The sequence below is a fragment of the Mycobacterium sp. PDNC021 genome (assembly GCF_048282635.1).
GTDB classification, from domain to species: Bacteria; Actinomycetota; Actinomycetes; order Mycobacteriales; family Mycobacteriaceae; genus Mycobacterium; species Mycobacterium llatzerense.
Window position 1 is genome coordinate 4,884,248 of sequence record NZ_CP182502.1, and the last position, 18,758, is coordinate 4,903,005.

Consider the following 18,758-nt stretch of genomic DNA (forward strand, 5'->3'; position numbering starts at 1 on the left):
GGTCATGACCGCGAGTACGAAGGTCGCGCAGCCACCCACAGCCGAGCGGCAGGCCCCCGATCATGAGGTGGTGATCGTCGGCGCCGGGTTCGGTGGCATCGGCGCCGGCATCGCCCTATACCGCAAGGGGATCCACGACTTCGTCATCGTCGACAAATGGGACCACGTCGGCGGCACCTGGCACGCGAACACCTATCCCGGTGTGGCAGTGGATATCCCGTCTGTCATCTACAGCTTCTCCTACGAGCAGCGCGGCGGCTGGTCGCGGGTCTTCGCTCCCGGCAGTGAGTTGCGGGACTACGCCGACGACATGGTGGACAAGTACGGCCTGCGCGACAAGTTGCGGCTGGGTACCACCGTGACCGGGGCGACGTTCGACGAGCGCAACAGCATGTGGCGGTTGCGGACCGACGGCGGATCCGAGATCACCGGCCGCCACATCGTGATGGCGGTCGGCGGGCTGGAACGGCCGAAGCTGCCGGACATTCCCGGGCTGCAGGATTTCGGCGGGGTGCTGATGCACACCGCGCTGTGGGATCACGATGTCGCGTTGGCAGGGAAACGGGTGGCGGTGATCGGGACGGGCGCGACGTCGCTTCAGCTCGTGCCGGCGATCGTCGACGAGGTGGCGCACCTCACCGTCTTTCAACGCACCCCGATCTGGGTATTTCCCAAGCCCGACAGCCAGATTCACGGTATCGCCCGCACGGTGCTGGAGTTCGGCCAATTGCGGTCGGCGCTGCGCGCCGTCGGGACCCTCGCCACCGAGATCGGGATGGGCGGCATGCTCACCGGCCCGTCGTGGATGGTCGACACCACGCGCAAAATCATCGAGGCGCCGATCCGGGCCTGGATGCGCAGCCAGATCAGCGACCCGGCGACCCGAGAGAAACTGATCCCGCGGTACGGCCTGGGCTGCAAACGGCCGTCGATGTCGAACGACTACTTGAAGACGTTCAATCGCAGTGACGTCAGCCTGGTCACCGACTCCATCGAGCGCGTCACCGAGACCGGTGTGGTGACGGCCGACGGTGTCGAGCACGAGGTCGACGTCCTCATCTGTGCGACCGGATTCAAGCTGTGGGAACGGGATTCGGTACCGCCCTTCCCCGTCGTCGGCCGCGACGGACTCGATGCCGCCGAGTTCTGGGCGGTCAATCGGTTTCAGGCCTATCAAGGCGTCTCCGTACCCGGCTTCCCGAACATGTTCATGATCACCGGGCCCTACGGATTCGTCCTCGGGTCGTATCTGTGGATGATCGAGGCCACCGCCGCACATCTCAGTCGTGCCATCGCCGAAGCCAAGCGGCGCGGCGCCCGGGAGGTCGAGATCCGGCAGGACGTCCACGACGCCTACTTCCAGCACTGCCTCCAGCGTCAGGCGCACAACGTCCTGTTCACGCCGACATGCGCGGGGTCCAACACGTATTACATCGACTACCACGGTGATTCACCGTTCCGGCCGACCACGCACGGCGAGATGTACTGGCAGAACCGCCATTACAACATCGACGTCTATCGGTATGGCGCGGGCACCGACAACGCCACCGAAATAGCAGCCACCTCGAAGAAGGCCGGATGAAGATCAACAATCTGGAACCACAGCTCGTCGTCGTCACGGGTGCGGGCAGCGGCATCGGTCGTGCCACCGCCATCCGCTTCGCCAAACGCGGTGCGCACGTGGTGGTCTCCGATATCGACGTCGACTCGGCGGAGGCGACCGCCGCCATGATCAAAGGCGCCGGCCGCCGCGCGTCGGCCGCGCAGCTGGACGTCACCGATCCGGATGCCTGGGAGGCTTTCGCAGATGATGTGCGTGCCGAGCACGGCGTGCCCGACGTCGTGGTCAACAACGCCGGCATCGTTGTCGGCGGACCGTTTCTCAAGCTGTCGGCGGCGGACTGGGACAAGCAGCTCAGCATCAATCTGATGGGGGTGGTGCACGGCTGCCGGGTGTTCGGTGCGCAGATGGCCGAGCGCGGCAGAGGCGGTCATCTCGTCAACATCGCCTCGGCGGCGGCGTTCACGCCGACGCCGGTCATGGCGCCGTACTCGGTGTCCAAGGCCGGGGTCAAGATGCTCAGCGAATGCCTGCGGCTCGAGCTCAAGCCGTACGGCATCGGCGTCAGCGCGATCTGCCCCGGCGTGATCAGCACAAATATCGGCGACCGAGCGGTGACCGTCGGCGTAGACCCCGCGCTCGTCGCGCAGGCCCAACGACTGACCAAGCAGCTACAAGAGTTCGCCGAGATGCTGCCGTTCTCGCCGATGAGCCCCGACCTCGTGGCCCGGGCCGTGGTGCGTGCGGTCAGCTACGACCTCGCGGTGGTACCCGTGCGGGCAGAGGCCTGGCTGGGCTACGTCATGCAACGCGTCGCCCCGGGAATCAATCGCGTTATGGCGCAGCCATTCTCGTTCGACTTGGCCGAGAAACTCGTGGGGGCCGTGCTGGAGCGCGTGACTCCCGCGCCGACCGCGTCCGCCGTCGGCGCGGAAGCCATGGCGCGCCACTAGCAGGGCTCAGCACCGCCCACGACGAGACCCACCATGCTCTTTACCAGCGTGGTGACCCGCCTCGGTGGCGGCTCGCCCGCCAGGAGGTGCCGCCGCACGGCGGCCAGTGGCAGATCCAAGAGGGCGAAGGCAATCTGATCCGCGGGCCGTCCGGTCTGTTTCGCCAGGCTCCGAACAGCACCGTCGAGGCGCTGTCGCGAATCGTCTTCAGCGGCAGCCAATTCGGCGCGCGCGGCCGCGTTCCATCCGTCGGGCTCGAATGCCCGGACGCCGGCCTGCAGCACGACAGCCGCCGGTAGTTGACCGCGACACCAGTCGACCAACCACACTGCCGCGCGAACCGCGCTGTCCGGCGTGGGGTGGTCCCCGAGGGCTTCCAGGTATCCGCTTTGAAAGCCGGCGGTGGTGCGTAACCACAAGGCGGCCAACAACGCAGCGCGGTCGGGAAAGCGATGGTAGATCGACCCACTCGGGGCCCCTACCTCACGCGCCACCGCGTTCATCGTCAGCGCCCGCACTCCCCCGGCGGCGAATAGGCGTGCGGCCGCGTCCAGGAAATCGTCGGCACTGTGCTGTGGAGCCCTACCCATGATCTAGAGAGTATGCTCTACTATTTATTAGAGTGAACTCTCTAATAAAATCGACCGGCACACCGAAAGGAAACTGGACATGAGCACACCCGACACGACCGTTGAAGTTGCCGAACGCCTCTACGCCGCTTTCACCTCGCACGACAGGGCAGGCTTGGCGGCGCTACTGCATCCTGACTTCACCGGACGGGTCAGCGAGGGCATGCCCTTCGGGCTCGGCGGAGCCGTGCACAGCCCGGAGCAGATGCTGCGCGACGTGTGGGGCGGCGCCTCCGCGCACTGGGAAACCGCGCCATATCCAGACGAATTCGTCGCCGCGGGCGAGAATCGCGTCATCGTGCTCGGGTATTACCGCGGCCGTGGCCGGACCACCGGACGCCGCTATGCGGCGGCCTTCGCTCACGACATCACCGTTCGCGACGGGAAGATCGCGTCGCTGGCCCAGATCACCGACACGAAGCCCTGGCACGACGCACTTGCCACCGGCTGACAACGTTAGAGTTCATGACTCTGGGATCGGCAACCTGAACGGAGTCACGATGCTCGTCGACTTGTCTCACACCATTCGAGCGGGGATGGTGACCTACCCCGGGCTGCCGGCCCCGGCGATCAGCGCGCACCTCACGCGTGAAGCGTCCCGCGACGTCTACGCCCCTGGCACCGAGTTCGCGATCGGCGCGATCACCATGGTCGGCAACACCGGTACCTACATCGACTCGCCGTTTCACCGCTACGAGGACGGTGCCGACCTGGCCGGCCTCGACCTGAACACCTTGGTGGACCTGCCCACGATCGTCATCCACCGTCGGGACGTCACAGCGCGGGCCGTCGATGTCGCCGAGCTACCCGAGGACATCGAGGCCGGCTGTGCCGTGCTGATCGACACCGGCTGGGACCGGCACTTCGGCACCGCGGCCTACGCCGTCGACGCACCGTTCCTGTCCGAGGCCGCCACCGAACACCTGGTGCGCCGCGGAGTGGCGCTGGTCGGCATCGACTCGGTGAACATCGACGACGCCAGCCCGGAAGCAGCGGGGCGGCGGCCCATCCATACTGCGTTGTTGGGCAATGGGATTCACGTCGTCGAACACCTCACCAACCTGGCCGCGCTGCCCGCGCGCGGCGCCCGCTTCACTGCCGTCCCGCCACGCGTCGAAGGATTCGGCACCTTCCCCGTCCGGGCGTACGCCACCATCCCCGACTGAGTCCCCGGAGGGTTTCCAGGCGCGGCGACGGGGACTACCGTCGCGAACATGACGAGCTGGAAAGAATTCGCGGACGTCGCACCGCAGATTGCGGCCACCTTCGTCCGTCGGCACAGCGCCACCGGAAACCTGTGCATGCTGGGCACTCTGCGCTCGGATGGATTCCCGCGGATCAGCCCCATGGAGCCGCGGTTCTTCGAAGACGAGCTGTGGCTCTCGGGCATGCCGCACACCACGAAATTCGATGACCTCGCCCGCGATCCACGCTTCTGCCTGCACACCGCGACGGTCGACACCCACGTCACCGACGGCGACGCGAAGCTATGGGGTGTCGTGGAGGACGTGCAGGACAAGGCCCTGCATCGGCGGTTCGCCGAGGCACTGTACGAACAGACCGGCTTCGACATCCGAGGCCAGGAATTCGAGCACTGCTACCGCGCCGACCTGATCGGGGCGTCGGCGGTCGAGGTGGGCGACGGACACCTCGACATCACCGTGTGGAAGCCCGGCGAATCCGAACGCGTCGTCCGCAAGCATTGACGTGCTTGACCTCTAGGGCGACAACAGGATCGGGCCACCGCGGCGGCGGTACACCGAGCCGAACCGCGCGTCGATGCGCAGCCACGCCGGATGCACCCGGACCCGGACCACCTCGTTCTCCGGCAGCGGGTCGGGCACGAAACCCATGGCGGTCAAGGCGAATACGCAGCGCATCGGGATGCCCACCTCGACGTCGCCGGCGCTGACCCGCAGGACGTCCTGGTCCAGCAGCGACGGCGGCGGGCCCTGCGGCCCGCTGTGCTCGCGAGCCAATTCGACGCCGCGCTGAAACAACTCCAGCACCGCGTGGGCCGGCACGTCATCGAGGTGGCTGAAGCCGTTGTCCGGCGGCAGCGCACCACGCCAGGCCGAGTCCATCGAGAATCCCGGATCGATGCGGCCCGACCCGGGCAGCTCGCGACTGAGCGCATCCGCTCCGGCGCACAGGTCGGACGGCGCCACCCGGCCGCTGACCACACGCGCGGCCAGCACCTCGAAACCCGTTGCCGCCCAAGCGACGACGACACCCTCACCGCGTGCCCGCAGCCGCACCACCGCAGCCTCGTCGAGGCGCAGCGCGCGCTCGACGAAGGTGCCCAGGTTCTCTGCCTGCGCCGTGTCGGCGAGCCAGATTCCGCGTTCGGTCATCGGGCAAAACGCTGGAGGTACTCGCGCTGATGCGGGGCGATGCGCACCAGCATCTGCCGTTCGATGTTGAACGTGGCCAGCTGGGTCTCCCCGATCACGGCCGGCTTGGAATCCGGATCGGCCTGCGCCGACCGCACCTCATACCCCAGCGTGAAGTCGCAGGCCCGCAGCCGGTTGGTCCAGATGGTCACCTGCAGCGGCGAATCGACAAGGCGCAGTTGGTCCTTGTACTTGACGTTGACTTCGGCGATCAGCAGTCCGGTGGTGGCGACGTCCTCGGCGAAGGGCTCGGTGAGAAACGGAACCCGCGCTTCCTCGAGGATGGTCACCATGGTGGCGTGGTTGACATGCTGATACATGTCGATGTCCGACCAGCGCACCGGCACCGGCGTAGTGAAGCGTTCAGTCACCCGCCCATCATCCCTGATTGCCCGTTCCCGTCGTTCGCGTGGTCATGCTGCGCAGCTGCCGTGCGGCCACCGACAGGGTCGCCAGGTCACGCACCTCGTCACCCAGGATCTCGGTCAGTGTCCGGCGGGCCCGCGTGACCCTGGAGCTGTTGGTCGACGCCCACTCGTGAATCTTCTGTTCGCCGGTCTCATCGGTCTCACCGACCGCCATCACGTCGATGCACAGCGCCCGGATCGATCCGTAAATATCATCGCGAATCGCCAAGCGCGCCAAGGAATGCCAGCGATCGTTGCGGGTCAGCTCCGACACCGCGGTGAGCAGGTTGTCGATGCCCAGGTGGTCGGTCAGCGCGAAGTAGGTGTCGGCCACCTCGGCGGGCTCCCGCTCGGCGATATCGGCGATGTCGATGACGTCCAGCAGGCTGTACTGGTACAGCCCGGTGGCCACCATGTAGGCCAGTTCCTTCGAGACACCGGCGGCCACGAACTGGGCGGCATCGGTCTCCGCGATGGCCTTGTCATCGCCACGCAGCCACTGCGCCATCTGCGGGGTGAGTGCCTCGACTTTCGCCGCGAACCGGTTGGCCTCGGCGCCGACCGCCAGCGGCTGGGGCCGGTAGTTCAGCAGCCAACGGCCGGCCCGGTCGATCAGCCGGCGCAGGTCCAGCGTCATGCGGTCGGTGACATCCACCGGGACACCGGCCAGGCCGGCCGCCCGGATGTTCCGCCACACCTCGCCGACCCGGAAGATCTTGTCCACCGCGACATAGCTGCGGACCGCGTCGACCGGCCCCACACCGACGTCTTCGGAGACCCGGTACGCGTAGGTGATGCCTGCGGTGTCGACCAGGTCGTTCACCAGCATCGTGGTGATGATCTCCCGGCGCAGCTGGTGCGACCGGATGTCCGGCGCGAACCGGTCCCGAAGTTCCTCCGGGAAGTAGTTCGGCAGCCGCCCGGCGAACACCTCCTGGTCGGGCAGGTCGCTGGCCAGCACGTCCTCCTTGAGCGCCAGCTTCACGTGCGCCATCAAGGTGGCCAGCTCCGGTGAGGTCAGGCCCAGACCGGTTTCCATCCGCCGACGGATCTCCTTCTCCGACGGCAGCGCCTCGAGCTCACGGTTCAGGCCACGCGTCGCAGCCAGATCCCTGATCTGGGCGGCGTGCACCGGCAGCAGGCTGGCGGCGTTGGCGCGGCTGGTGCCCATCAGGTCGTTCTGCGAGATGTTGTCGGCGAGCACCAGAAGACCGACCTCGTCGGTCATCGACATCAACAGGTCGGTGCGCTCGGCGGCCGCCACCTTGCCCGCCGTGACCAGGGCATCGACCAGAATCTTGATGTTCACCTCATGGTCCGAGCAGTCCACACCCGCCGAGTTGTCCATCGCGTCGGTGTTGATGTGGCCGCCGGCGAGATCGAATTCGATGCGGCCGCGCTGCGTCACGCCGAGGTTGCCGCCCTCGCCAACCACCTTGATGCGCAACTGATTTCCGTTGACGCGGATGGCGTCGTTGGCACGGTCGCCGACGTCCGCGTCCGACTCGGTCTCGGCCTTGATGTAGGTGCCGATACCGCCGTTCCAGAACAGGTCGACGGGCGCCAGCAGGATCGACTTCATCAGCGCCGGCGGCGTGAGTTCGGTGACGTCGGCGGCGAGGCCGAGCACTTCGCGCACCTGCGGGCTGATCGGGATCGACTTCTGCTCACGGCTGTAGACACCGCCGCCCTCGCTGATGAGCGACTTGTCGTAGTCGTCCCAACTCGATCGGGGCAACTGGAACATCCGGTCGCGTTCGATCCACGATCGGGCTGAATCAGGATTCGGGTCCAGGAAGATGTGCCGGTGGTCGAAGGCCGCCACGAGCCGAATGTGCTTGGACAGCAACATGCCATTACCGAACACGTCACCGCTCATGTCACCGACGCCGACGACGGTGAAGTCCTGGGTCTGGGTGTCATGCCCCATCTCCCGGAAGTGTCGCTTGACCGACTCCCAGGCGCCCTTGGCGGTGATGCCCATCGCCTTGTGGTCGTAGCCCACCGAACCACCCGAGGCGAACGCGTCGCCCAGCCAGAAGCCGTATGACTTGGCGACGTCGTTGGCGATGTCGGAGAACGTGGCGGTGCCCTTGTCCGCGGCGACGACGAGGTAGGCATCGTCACCGTCGCGGCGCACCACCTGTGCCGGCGGGACGATGGCGCCGGTGGCCGTCTCGACGTTGTCGGTGACATCGAGCAGGCCGGCGATGAACAGCCGGTAGCAGGCGACGCCCTCGCTGCGCAGCGCATCGCGATCGGTGGCCGCGTCACCGGTGAGTACCGGCGGCGATTTGAGCACGAAGCCGCCCTTGGCGCCGACGGGGACGATGACGGCGTTCTTCACCGCCTGCGCCTTGACCAGGCCCAGGATTTCGGTGCGGAAGTCTTCCCGCCGGTCCGACCAGCGCAGGCCGCCGCGGGCCACGTTGCCGAACCGTAGGTGCACGCCTTCGACCCGCGGTGAGTACACGAAGATTTCGTATTTCGGCCTGGGCAAGGGCAATTCGTCGATGAGCTGAGGATTGAGCTTGAACGACAACGCATTCCGCTGTCGCGCCGAGCCCTCGGCGGTGACGTAGTAGTTCGTGCGCAGGGTGGCCTGCACCAGCGCCGCGAACGCCCGTAGGACCCGGTCGGTGTCCAGGCTCACCAGGGCGTCGATGTCGGCGGCGACGGCAGCCGCGGCGGTCTGAGCGCGTTCGACGGCGTCTCCCCCGGCTGGGTCGAACACCGCCTCGAACAATTCGACGAGGGACCTCGCCGTGCCCGGGTTGTCCCGCAGCACTGTCTCGATATGCGACTGGCTGTACGGAAAACCGGCCTGCCGCAGGTACTTTGCGTAGGCCCGCAGGATCGTCACCTGCTGCCAGGTCAGTCCCGCACCCAGCACCAACTCGTTGAACCGGTCGACCTCCACCTTGCCCTGCCAGATGGCAGTGACCGCGTCGGCGAACCGGGTGGCGATGACCTCGCGTTCGGCCTCCGGTGCGTCGACAGTGGACTGGTGCGCCGAGATTTTGAACTGGTAGATCCATACCGGCATGCCGTCGCCGCGCACCACATTGAACGGCTGCTCCTCCAGCACCACCACACCCGTGGACTGCAGCATCGGCAGCAGCTCACTGAGCGACGCAGAGCGGCCGGCCAGATACCAGGTGAGTTGCGCGGTGCGGTCCTCGTCGGCGGCCGGCTCGGGGTAGTCCAGCACGAGTTTGACGCTGTCGTCCTGCAGCTGATCGATGATGCCGATCGCGGCGATGGCCTTGACCGGCGTGAACGCCTGCTTGTACACCTCAGGGAAGGCCACCGCATAGTGCTCGGCCTCGGCCCGGGTGATGGTGCCCGGCGTGACGGCGCCGATCAGCCGGTCGCCCCACGTCCGGGCCGCCTCGGTCAGCAGGCTTTGAATCCGGGTCTCGTTCGCCGTGGAGGTGTCGACACTCGCCGGGCTGGCGGTCTCACCCAGCCGCACGGTGAAATGCACGACAGCCCATGGAGATTCGCTGACGCGCGCGGTGTACTCGATGCTTTCGCCACCGAGCTCGCGAACCAGGATGTCCTGCATCGCCAACCGGACGTCGGTGGTGTACCGGTCTCGAGGCAGGTACACCAGGCACGACACGAAGTGGGCCAGCTTGTCGGCACGCAGGAACAGCAGCGCACGCCGGCGAGAACCCAGGTCGATGACGGACTTGCCCATGTCCACCAGGTCGCGCGCGGTCAGTGAGAACAGCTCGGACCGCGGCACGGTCTGGATGATGTCGAGCATCAGCTGGCCGGGCCGGCTCGGGTCCCCGTTGGACAGCGCCAATGCCTCGTTGACCCGGCGCGAGATCAGCGGTATCTCAAGCACATTCGCGTTGCCCGCGGCGACGGTGAACTGTCCGATGAAGCGGTGTTCGCGGGCGGGCCCGTTCGGGCCCGCGCTCTCGCGGACCACCACGATGTACGGGTAGGCGCCGTAGCGCAGGTAGCTGGGCATGGTGGCCTGCGCGACCGCCAGCAGTTCGTCGTCGCCCGCCAGCGGTGGCAGCACGTCGGCGCGTAGCTTGGCCACGCCCAGCCGGGTCGTCGGGTCGACCTGCGCCTGCCCGTTCTGCACCGTGCACTGCTGATAGCCGAGCAGCACGAAGTGCCCGTCGGCCAGCCAGCGCAGCAGGGCCGCCACATCGCGCCGGTCGTAGCCGGGGAACCGGCCGTTGTGGTCGGCGTCGAGTGCATTGGCCAACCCGACGAGCGCGGCGTTCATCGCGGGGGTGTCGAGCTCCACCGCACGGGTGTCGGTCAGCGCGTGGGGCAGCACGGCCGCGGCGTCGGCGACTGCCTTGCCGTCACCGATGGTCGCCAACTGCACATGAATCCAGGTCTCGTCGATGCCGTCGGCCGGTGCGCTGGGGTCACCCGCCGGACCCATCGCGACGACCTCACCGGCCGAATCACGGCGCACCCGGAACTCGGGACTCATGATCGCGGTGTAGGCGACGCCGATGCGGTGCAGCAACACCATCACCGAGTCCATCAGCAGCGCGCTGTGGTCGGTCACGATCTGCAGCGCCGGGCCGAAGCGGCCGGGATCGTCGGCCGGGTAGATCGCGACCAGCGTCTCCCCCATCGAGCGGCGACGGCCGAGCCGGAAATGCGCGGCCAGCAACTCCGGGGACACCCGGGTCGCCAGCGCCACGTCGATCGGGGCGGTGACCCCACCGTCGGCCGGTGAGCCGTCGTTGGGGCCGCGGTAGGTCAGCAGATATGCCCGTGCAAGACCAGCATTGCCGCCCGCGCCGGCGGACTGCGTCGTGCTGCTGAGTCCGCCCCGATTTTCCGTCATCCGACTTGCTCCTGACGTCGCACCGTCGTGCCCCGATCGGCACGTACGTGCGACGTTAGTCGCGAGTCAGCTTGCGGTGGGTCACTCTGTGCGGACGCGCCGCTTCGATTCCAAGTCGTTCCACTTTGTTCTCTTCATAGGCACCGAAGTTGCCCTCGAACCAGAACCATTTGGCCTCGTCCTCGTCATCGCCTTCCCAGGCGAGGATGTGGGTGCAGGTGCGATCCAGGAACCAGCGGTCGTGGCTGATGACCACAGCGCAGCCCGGGAACTGCTCGAGCGCGTTCTCCAGCGAAGACAGCGTTTCCACGTCCAGGTCGTTGGTCGGCTCGTCGAGCAGGATCAGGTTGCCGCCCTCTTTGAGGGTCAGCGCCAGGTTCAACCGGTTGCGCTCACCACCGGAGAGCACGCCCGCCGGCTTCTGCTGATCGGGGCCCTTGAAGCCGAACGCCGACACGTAGGCACGGGACGGGATTTCGTTCTGGCCGACCTCGATGTAGTCGAGCTTGTCGGAGACGACCTCCCAGACCGTCTTCTTCGGGTCGATGCCGGCCCGGCTCTGGTCGACGTACGACAGCTTGACCGTGTCGCCGACCTTCACGTTGCCGTCGTCCGGCTCCTCGAGGCCGACGATGGTCTTGAACAGCGTGGACTTACCCACACCGTTCGGGCCGATGACGCCGACGATGCCGTTACGCGGCAGCGTGAACGACAGGTTCTTGATCAGGGTGCGGCCGTCGAAGCCCTTCTCCAGGTTGTCGACCTCGACCACGACGTTGCCCAGGCGCGGCGGCGTCGGAATCTGGATTTCCTCGAAGTCGAGCTTCCGCGTCTTCTCGGCCTCGGCAACCATCTCCTCGTAGCGTCCGAGGCGGGCCTTGTTCTTGGCCTGGCGGGCCTTGGCGCCCGAACGCACCCAGGCCAGCTCGTCCTTCAGTCGCTTCTGCAGCTTCTGGTCCTTCTTGCCCTGAACCTCGAGACGCTCGGCCTTCTTCTCCAGGTAGGTGGAGTAGTTGCCCTCGTACGGGTAGGCGCGGCCGCGGTCGAGCTCGAGGATCCACTCGGCGACGTTGTCCAGGAAGTACCGGTCGTGGGTGACGGCGAGGATCGCACCCTTGTAGTCGGCGAGGTGCTGTTCCAGCCACAGCACGCTCTCGGCGTCCAGGTGGTTGGTGGGCTCGTCGAGCAGCAGCAGGTCGGGCTTGCTGAGCAGCAACCGGCAGAGCGCAACGCGGCGGCGCTCACCACCGGACAGGTGGGTGACCGGCTCGTCCGGCGGCGGGCAGCGCAGCGCGTCCATGGCCTGTTCCAGCTGGGAATCGATGTCCCAGGCGTCCGCGGCGTCGAGCTCCTCCTGGAGCTTGCCCATCTCTTCCATGAGCTCGTCGGTGTAGTCGGTGGCCATCAGCTCGGCGACCTCGTTGTACCGGTTGAGCTTGCCCTTGATCGCCACGCCCGCCTCGACGTTCTCGCGAACGGTCTTGGTCTCGTCGAGTTCGGGCTCCTGCATGAGGATGCCGACGCTGGCGCCGGGCGCCAGGAAGGCGTCGCCGTTGTTGGCCTTGTCGATGCCGGCCATGATCTTCAGGACGCTGGACTTACCGGCGCCGTTGGGGCCGACGACACCGATCTTCGCGCCGGGCAGGAAGTTCAGGGTGACGTCGTCGAGGATGACCTTGTCGCCGTGCGCCTTACGGACCTTGCGCATCGTGTAGATGAATTCGGCCATGCCGTCGTCATGCCTTTCGTTGGCTGTTCGTCGTAGCGTTCTCGTAGCGCGAGCCCCGGCTCACTGGATCTGGCGCGGTCCCGCGAAAACTCGCTGCCCATCCTAGGCAAGCCGCCAAATCGCCCGATGGCGCGGTCGGGGCGCCCCGCGGATGGCCCTGTGCGGCGCCCCGACCGGGGCCCTACGCCGACAGCACCAGGTCGTCCGAATTCGCAGTCTCGGGCGGCTCGTCCTGGGGCTGTGTGTCGCCGGCCTCGACGTCGAGCGGGCTCGGCCGCCGGGGATCGACCTTGACCTGGCACCGCCCCATATCCGGACCGACCGACGTCGCCCGCATCTCCATCGACGAGCGGCGATTGCCTTCTTTGTCGACGTACTCGTTGGTGTAGATGTAGCCGACGACCATCACCGGGTCGCCCTTGAACAACCGGCCGGCCACGCCGTCGGCCACGCGGCCCCAGCAGCTCACCGAGACGTACAGCGAATTTCCCGCTTCCCAGCCGTCCTCGGTCTTCTTCCGCGAGTTGCTCGCCACGCGGAACGTCACGACATTGGTCTCACCTACCCGACGCGGGACCACATTGGTCACCACGTTGCCGACCACGGTGAAGGGTGTCTCGAACATGTGCTTCTCCATCCATTTCGGTGTTGCCGGCGTTCTCGTCGGCCTGTGCGTCCATTGACCCGCCAGGCACCGACAAAAGAACCGGCGCCGCTGCGATGGCGGCGCCGGTTGTGGATGAATCGCGAACTGTGGATAACCCGGGCCCCGAGTGCACCGGCCCGAGTTACCCCGGGTTACTCGGCCTCGATGGCCGTCTTGGACTTGCGCCGCTGCAACTCGCGGACGTCGAACTTGATCCAGCCGATCGAGTCGACGGTCGCCAGGTCCGCCAGGATCGACCGCAGCTCGGCGAGGAAGGCCGTGCGCCGCTCCTCCAGATCGGGCGCCGCTTCGAGCAGCTTCTGGTCGGCGACCACCTGGCGCGCCGTCGTGAACAGCAGTGCCGACACCGACTCGTTGCTGCGAATCCGGCCCTGCGCGACGTACTGCCGGCCGACGCCGAGTGCCCGTTTCGTCAGATCCTTCTCACTGATCTCGGGCGGCGTACCCCGCAACACGTCAGCGACCAGTTCGTAGGCCTCCAGGAACGGCCGCAACATGGCGCCGGCGATGATCGGACGCTTGGCCCGCAGCATCGCGTAGATGGCCTCGCCGCCCTCGGCCAACTGCTGCTCGCAGTTGGCCTGCCACGACATCTCTTCCACGATGTGCTCGCGGAACCTGGCCGAGTCCGCGAAGTAGAACTCGAACTTGAGTAGGTCGCGCAGCCGCATCACCTGCGACCAAAACGCCTCCACCGGATCGGATTCCGCCTTGGCCGCGTGCGCCATGGCCAATTCGACGATGGCGGTTTCCAGGAACGCGTCGATGGTCGTATTGCGGTAGAACGCGGCCTCGTGCTCGTCCTGCGACGCGATGTACCAGACCGGCTGGCGGCCGGTGTTCACCGCGGTAACCGGATGCCCGCCCGACATCGCGTCGAGCGCAGCCCGGACGCCTTCGGCCGTACGCAGCCGCAGTACCGAGTTGGTCATCGGAATCTGTTTGCGCTCAAGGTAATCCAGCGCGTCCTGCAGCGTGTGGTGCAGCTGGTCCAGCGTCAGGGCCAGGCCGCGAGTGGTCAGCAGCAGCGCCGACACCAACGCAGTGGCGTTGACCGGCGTGGCCCGCAGGATGCGCCAGGCCACTTCGAATGCCATCTTCTGCAGGGCCAGGCGCTTGACCGCGGGGTCGGTGGACACCGCGCCGTCCGGCGGACCCAGCTGCTCCCGCATCGACACCGCTTCGGGGAAGCGCACGTAGATCTTGCCGAAGTTCCGGTCGCCCTGCGCCTTGATGTAGTGGTACAGCCAGCTCAGACCTTCGGGGGTCTTCTCGCCGCCGCGAGCGTAGGCGGCGTACTCGGCGGTCTCGTGGAGCTGATCGAAACTGATGGAGACGGGCTGCAGCAGGATGTCCTCGCTGCGGCCATCGAGGTAGGCGTCGGCGACGTACGCCAGCAGACCGAGCTTGGGCGGCAACATCTTTCCGGTCCGCGAGCGGGTGCCCTCGATGGACCAGTTGAGGTTGAAGCGCTTCTCCACGATGTACCCGACGTACTCCTTGAGCACGTACTTGTACAACGGGTCGCCGGCGATGTTGCGCCGGATGAAGATGACGCCGGAGTGCCGGAAGATCGGACCCATCAGACCGAACGCCAGGTTGATCCCGGCGAAGGTGTGAACCGGTGGCAGGCGGTTCTCCTGCATCGCCACCGGCACGATCACGCCGTCGAGGTACGACCGGTGCGAGAACAGCAGCACGGCCGGGTGCAGTTCCAGCGAGTGCCGCATGGCCTCGACCTGCTCGCGGTCGTAGTCCACGTTGGGGTCGAATCCCCGGCTGAAAATGGCCCGCCCGACCTTGGGGATGAAGTCGACGGAGAACCGGCTCCAGCCCGTCGACAGTTCGTCGAGCATCTCGCCGGCCTTCTCGACCGTCGCGCCGGGGATTTTCTCCAGCCCGTCCCGGAACCGGGCTGACGCCAGCACCTCGGGCTTGACCAGCCGGGGTGACTTGTACTCGGGACCGAGCAGCCGCAGCTCCACGCGCTCGATGGCGAGCTGCGCCCGACGCAGCACGAACCGGGCGAATTCCCTTGGGTTTTCGGCGGTCGTGGTGTCTTTCCACTGCTGCCGCAGCTGCCCGACGGTGGCGGGCTCACCGGCCACCACCCGGGCCCGCAGCGGGTCCTTGCGCAGGATGCGGCGCTGCAGCAGCTCCGGTGGCCGGTACCGGTCGCGGCCCGAGATCAGCGAGACGATCTTGGAACGCGTCGGCAGACCGGCGGGCACCCAGAACACCCGGACGGGAACCACGGAACGGCTGTCGTCGGCGCTGAGTAGTTCGACCAGGCGGGCCAACGTGCCGGACGAGGGCTCCCCCTCGGTCGGCAGCCGGAGCACCTCGAGTCGGGTGTCCGGGTGCTGCTTGCGCTGGTGGGCCAGCCAGTCGTTCAGCAGGTCCCACTCGGCTGCCGAACCGACCGCGGTCAGCACCAGAGCGTCGTCGGTCGGGTCGAAGCTGGCGAGGTCGTCAGCGGTGTGCTTCACCGTCGGCCCTTGGCGCCGCGCGGCGCTTCGCCGCTGTCGTCGGGTGAATCGTCTGTGTCGGCAGATTCCGGCGTGGCCCGGTGGTAGAGCGCGTTGTCGGGCACCTTGTCGTGCGGCCATTTTCGGAGGGTGTCGAGGTAGAGCTGACGCACCTCGTCGATGCGGTCGGACAGGTTGTCGAGGGTCCAGTCTTCGACCGAGATGGGCGGGAAGACGACGACGTCGACCTTGCCCGCATGGAAGGTCGACGAATCGCGGGCGGCGATCACCTCCGCGTTGCGGATCACGATCGGCACGACCGGGATGCCCGCGGCCATGGCCATCCGGAACGGCCCCTTCTTGAACTCACCGACCTCGGTGGTGTCCAGGCGGGTACCTTCGGGTGCGATCAGGATCGAAAGACCTTTACGGGCAAGGTCTTCCATCTTGTGCAGGCTCTCGATGGCGGACGCCGGATCGTCGCGGTCGATGAACGCGGCGTCCATCACCTTGCCGATGGTGCCCATGATCGGGTTGCTTTCGAGTTCCTTCTTGCCCACCGAGGTGAAGTTGTCGCTGACCAGTGCGCCGGCGATCATCGGGTCGGCCTGGTTGCGATGGTTGAAGATGAACACCGCCGGTCGCTGGGCCCGCAGGTTCTCGGCACCGATCACGTTCAGGTCGATGCCGAGGGTCGTCATCAGCGCCTTGCTCCACGCCGAGGTGAAGAAGTTGACGCCCGTGCGCCGATTGCCGGTCAGCAGACCGAGACCGAGGGCACCCGCCGCGACCGGGGCCAGCGACGCGATACCGGCGAAGGTCCGCAGTTGCGCGATGGGGCTGCTGCCACTGCGGCTGGAGAACTTCAGCACCGGCCAACCACGTTTGGCGGCAACAGATTCCAGCTTCGCCGCCGGATTGGTGGGCCGCGGGTTGCCGACCAGGTACATCAGGGCGACGTCTTCGTCACCGTCGGCGTAGAAGTAACTCTTCGCCAGGTCGACACCATTGTTCGCGGAGAACGCCTGTGCGGCGTTGGCCTTTCCGGGTCCCCACAGCACCGGCCTGACGACCTCACCGGTGATGAGCCCGTACTCATCCGTCTCGAACTTGTTGCACAGCACGTTCTTGATGCCGAGGAAGTTCGCCACCGGCTCCACCTGGACGGTCAGCGCCGACGAACTCAGCACGACGGTGTGCCCGCGCGCCATGTGGGCGCGGACGAGTTCGCGCATCTCGGGATAGATCCGCTTCTTGATGTGCTGGATGAACAAGCGCTCGCCCAGCTCGTCGAGGTCGCTGAGCGAATTGCCGTGCAGCATCCGCGCTCCGCGGCCGATCAGGTCCTCGAACTCGGCGCGCCCCAGCTGGTGGTTCACCGCGGCCTGCACCATGCCGATGAATTCACCGACGCCCATCTGGCCGCGGCGCAACCGGTCCTGCGTCATGATCACGCCGGTGAATCCGGCCACCAGGGTGCCGTCCATGTCGAAGAACGCACCGACCTCCGGCCCCTGCGGGCTGGCCAGGATCTCCGCCACCGAGCCCGGCAACCGGGCGTTGCGGAACTCTGCCGAATACTCGTCGTCCGAACTCATTGTGCGGCGCCCCCGTTCACTGCCGACTCGGCCTGATCGCCGGGCAACTCGAACGACGCCGGGATGGCCCGGCCGTCCCCACCCAGAGCCAGCACTTCGTTGAATCCATCCAGCAGACAGCGGGCCCACAACTCAGGATCGTTGATCGACGCCCGGTCGTAGCGGGTGCTGATGGTGACCCAGCCGCTGCGCGAGATGAGCACCGCCATCATCGCGACGCCCGGCAGCGGCCCGATTCCGTAGTGCCGCACCACCTTTGCGCCGGCGATGAAGGTGTCGACCGGCGGCCCGGGCACATTGCTGGCCTGCACATCCGAGTTGACCACCGACCCGGCCATGGACTCCAGCAGCGTTTCGGGGACCAGATTCAGCAGCGGCGCGACGACGCCCACCACCTCGATGGCACGTTCCTCCCGCTTGCGGGTCATCTGGGCACGCACCTTCTGGATGCGCTTGCGCGGGTCGACGACGCCGATGGGCGCCGCGATGTTCACCCCGGCAAATCTGTTGCCCCCGGCCGGATCCGAGTCGGAACGCACATTCACCGGCACAGCCATCGGCAGCGACGCGACCGGGATGCCCTTGGCATCGTGATAGCGGCGCAGCGCACCGCACAAGGCGGCGAGGTAGGCGTCGTTGATGGACCCCTCGGCCGCCTTGGACGCCTTGTGCAGATCGCTGAACTTGATGTCGATCGCCTCACTGCGCGACGCCAGACCACGCCGGCGCAGCACCGGCGACTGCGGCGCCGCGGGTGTCATCACCCGGCGGCTCGACCGGACGTAGTCGACCACCCCGCCGACCGCGTCGGCCGGGTCGCGCATCATGCGCCCGAGCAGACCGGCCGCACCGCGAGTGGCGTCGAGCACGTTGTTGGCGATGCCTTTGGGCAACGCGTTGATACCTTGCCGCGTAAGGTCATTCGGCGACAGGTCTTCGGGGATGGGCAGCGGCGCCGCAGGCCGCGGCGCCGGATCGCGCTCCAGGTCGTACAGGTTCGCGAACATCTCCATGCTGCCGACACCGTCGGTGACGGCGTGGCTCATGTGCACGATGTTGGCGGCGCCACCGCCCGGCAGCCCTTCGACCAACGTGGCCGTCCACAGCGGACGGGAGATGTCGAGCGGCGACTGCAGCGCCAGCTCGGCGAAATCGAAGACCTCGCGCAGCGTGCCGGCACCCGGCGCGCGTACCCGGCGCACGTGGTAGTCGAGGTTGAAATCAGGGTCGACCACCCAGCGTGCGGCGGCCGTCGGCAGGCTCGGCATCACGACTTTCTGCCGCAGCCGGATCGCCTTGCGGGAGGCCTGCTCGAACCCGGCCCGGTACCGCTCCCAATCCGGGGTGACATCCAGCAGTTCGACGCCCATGATGCCGGAGCGGGTGCGGGGATTGGCTTCCCCGCGATGCATCAACTGATCGACTGCACTCAACTCTTCGGGCAACCCGGCCGTGTCAAAGTCCGGCACGTCGCTCATGGCTGTCGCTCTCCTCTGTCGTTGCCCAGCGCTGGCCCCTAACG

General features: G+C 67.0%; 14 protein-coding genes. 5 read left to right on the plus strand and 9 right to left on the minus strand.

Annotated elements, in window-relative coordinates; translation table 11 throughout:
- Positions 1-4 precede the first annotated feature (4 nt).
- Both ACNO8X_RS23345 and ACNO8X_RS23350 read left to right on the plus strand, forming a co-directional pair.
- On the plus strand, positions 5-1,582 hold the full coding sequence (locus tag ACNO8X_RS23345) for a flavin-containing monooxygenase (RefSeq protein ID WP_418002920.1): 1,578 nt from the start codon (positions 5-7) through the stop codon (positions 1,580-1,582).
- Positions 1,579-2,514 carry an SDR family NAD(P)-dependent oxidoreductase gene (locus ACNO8X_RS23350; protein WP_418002921.1) on the plus strand — a complete coding sequence of 312 codons (936 nt, stop codon included), beginning with the start codon at positions 1,579-1,581 and terminating at the stop codon, positions 2,512-2,514. The genes ACNO8X_RS23345 and ACNO8X_RS23350 overlap by 4 nt, the downstream gene beginning before the upstream one ends.
- On the opposite strand, the gene ACNO8X_RS23355 is transcribed toward ACNO8X_RS23350, so the two are convergent.
- Positions 2,511-3,104 (minus strand): helix-turn-helix domain-containing protein, encoded by a 594-nt coding sequence (locus ACNO8X_RS23355; RefSeq protein ID WP_418002922.1) that lies wholly within the window; start codon positions 3,102-3,104, stop codon positions 2,511-2,513. The two genes, ACNO8X_RS23350 and ACNO8X_RS23355, sit on opposite strands and share 4 nt — an antisense overlap.
- A 79-nt stretch (positions 3,105-3,183) precedes the next feature.
- Between ACNO8X_RS23355 and ACNO8X_RS23360 the strand changes: the two genes are divergently transcribed.
- From ACNO8X_RS23360 to ACNO8X_RS23370, 3 genes are read left to right on the plus strand one after another with little or no spacing between them, the layout of a single operon-like run.
- A complete protein-coding gene (locus ACNO8X_RS23360) occupies positions 3,184-3,594 on the plus strand; it encodes a nuclear transport factor 2 family protein (protein WP_418002923.1) in 411 nt (136 codons plus the stop codon).
- A gap of 49 nt (positions 3,595-3,643) precedes the next feature.
- On the plus strand, positions 3,644-4,309 hold the full coding sequence (locus ACNO8X_RS23365) for a cyclase family protein (protein ID WP_418002924.1): 666 nt from the start codon (positions 3,644-3,646) through the stop codon (positions 4,307-4,309).
- A 48-nt stretch (positions 4,310-4,357) separates the two neighbouring features.
- Complete coding sequence (locus ACNO8X_RS23370) at positions 4,358-4,849, plus strand: pyridoxamine 5'-phosphate oxidase family protein (protein WP_418002925.1); 492 nt, start codon at positions 4,358-4,360, stop codon at positions 4,847-4,849.
- A gap of 12 nt (positions 4,850-4,861) precedes the next feature.
- Here the strand turns inward: ACNO8X_RS23370 and ACNO8X_RS23375 are convergent, their stop codons facing one another.
- The 8 genes from ACNO8X_RS23375 to ACNO8X_RS23410 all read right to left on the minus strand — a co-directional run bounded on the left by ACNO8X_RS23375 (position 4,862) and on the right by ACNO8X_RS23410 (position 18,714).
- Positions 4,862-5,497, minus strand: a complete 636-nt coding sequence (locus tag ACNO8X_RS23375; protein WP_418002926.1) for a hypothetical protein — start codon at positions 5,495-5,497, stop codon at positions 4,862-4,864.
- Positions 5,494-5,907, minus strand: a complete 414-nt coding sequence (locus ACNO8X_RS23380; protein WP_020102240.1) for an acyl-CoA thioesterase — start codon at positions 5,905-5,907, stop codon at positions 5,494-5,496. Before ACNO8X_RS23380 ends, ACNO8X_RS23375 begins: the two co-directional genes overlap by 4 nt.
- Positions 5,908-5,914: 7 nt before the next feature.
- The gene (locus ACNO8X_RS23385; protein WP_418002927.1) at positions 5,915-10,774 is read right to left on the minus strand and encodes an NAD-glutamate dehydrogenase; all 4,860 of its coding nucleotides are present in this window, start codon (positions 10,772-10,774) and stop codon (positions 5,915-5,917) included.
- A 55-nt stretch (positions 10,775-10,829) separates the two neighbouring features.
- The gene (gene ettA, locus ACNO8X_RS23390; protein ID WP_043394363.1) at positions 10,830-12,503 is read right to left on the minus strand and encodes an energy-dependent translational throttle protein EttA; all 1,674 of its coding nucleotides are present in this window, start codon (positions 12,501-12,503) and stop codon (positions 10,830-10,832) included.
- Between the two features lie 181 nt (positions 12,504-12,684).
- Positions 12,685-13,128, minus strand: coding sequence for a single-stranded DNA-binding protein (gene ssb / locus ACNO8X_RS23395; RefSeq protein ID WP_418002928.1), 444 nt, complete (start codon positions 13,126-13,128; stop codon positions 12,685-12,687).
- Between the two features lie 173 nt (positions 13,129-13,301).
- The gene (locus ACNO8X_RS23400; RefSeq protein ID WP_418002929.1) at positions 13,302-15,659 is read right to left on the minus strand and encodes a glycerol-3-phosphate 1-O-acyltransferase; all 2,358 of its coding nucleotides are present in this window, start codon (positions 15,657-15,659) and stop codon (positions 13,302-13,304) included.
- Positions 15,656-17,236, minus strand: coding sequence for an HAD-IB family hydrolase (locus ACNO8X_RS23405; protein WP_418002930.1), 1,581 nt, complete (start codon positions 17,234-17,236; stop codon positions 15,656-15,658). The genes ACNO8X_RS23400 and ACNO8X_RS23405 overlap by 4 nt, the downstream gene beginning before the upstream one ends.
- On the minus strand, positions 17,233-18,714 hold the full coding sequence (locus ACNO8X_RS23410) for a wax ester/triacylglycerol synthase family O-acyltransferase (RefSeq protein ID WP_418002931.1): 1,482 nt from the start codon (positions 18,712-18,714) through the stop codon (positions 17,233-17,235). The genes ACNO8X_RS23405 and ACNO8X_RS23410 overlap by 4 nt, the downstream gene beginning before the upstream one ends.
- Between the last annotated feature and the right edge of the window lie 44 nt (positions 18,715-18,758).

Excerpts from the sequence above, each read along its gene's own strand:
- ACNO8X_RS23345 (WP_418002920.1), top strand. The coding sequence starts at position 5 with ATGACCGCGAGTACGAAGGTCGCGCAGCCACCCACAGCCGAGCGGCAG.
- ACNO8X_RS23350 (WP_418002921.1), top strand. The coding sequence starts at position 1,579 with ATGAAGATCAACAATCTGGAACCACAGCTCGTCGTCGTCACGGGTGCG.
- ACNO8X_RS23355 (WP_418002922.1), bottom strand. The coding sequence starts at position 3,104 with ATGGGTAGGGCTCCACAGCACAGTGCCGACGATTTCCTGGACGCGGCC.
- ACNO8X_RS23360 (WP_418002923.1), top strand. The coding sequence starts at position 3,184 with ATGAGCACACCCGACACGACCGTTGAAGTTGCCGAACGCCTCTACGCC.
- ACNO8X_RS23365 (WP_418002924.1), top strand. The coding sequence starts at position 3,644 with ATGCTCGTCGACTTGTCTCACACCATTCGAGCGGGGATGGTGACCTAC.
- ACNO8X_RS23370 (WP_418002925.1), top strand. The coding sequence starts at position 4,358 with ATGACGAGCTGGAAAGAATTCGCGGACGTCGCACCGCAGATTGCGGCC.
- ACNO8X_RS23375 (WP_418002926.1), bottom strand. The coding sequence starts at position 5,497 with ATGACCGAACGCGGAATCTGGCTCGCCGACACGGCGCAGGCAGAGAAC.
- ACNO8X_RS23385 (WP_418002927.1), bottom strand. The coding sequence starts at position 10,774 with ATGACGGAAAATCGGGGCGGACTCAGCAGCACGACGCAGTCCGCCGGC.
- ettA (WP_043394363.1), bottom strand. The coding sequence starts at position 12,503 with ATGGCCGAATTCATCTACACGATGCGCAAGGTCCGTAAGGCGCACGGC.
- ssb (WP_418002928.1), bottom strand. The coding sequence starts at position 13,128 with ATGTTCGAGACACCCTTCACCGTGGTCGGCAACGTGGTGACCAATGTG.
- ACNO8X_RS23405 (WP_418002930.1), bottom strand. The coding sequence starts at position 17,236 with ATGAGTTCGGACGACGAGTATTCGGCAGAGTTCCGCAACGCCCGGTTG.
- ACNO8X_RS23410 (WP_418002931.1), bottom strand. The coding sequence starts at position 18,714 with ATGAGCGACGTGCCGGACTTTGACACGGCCGGGTTGCCCGAAGAGTTG.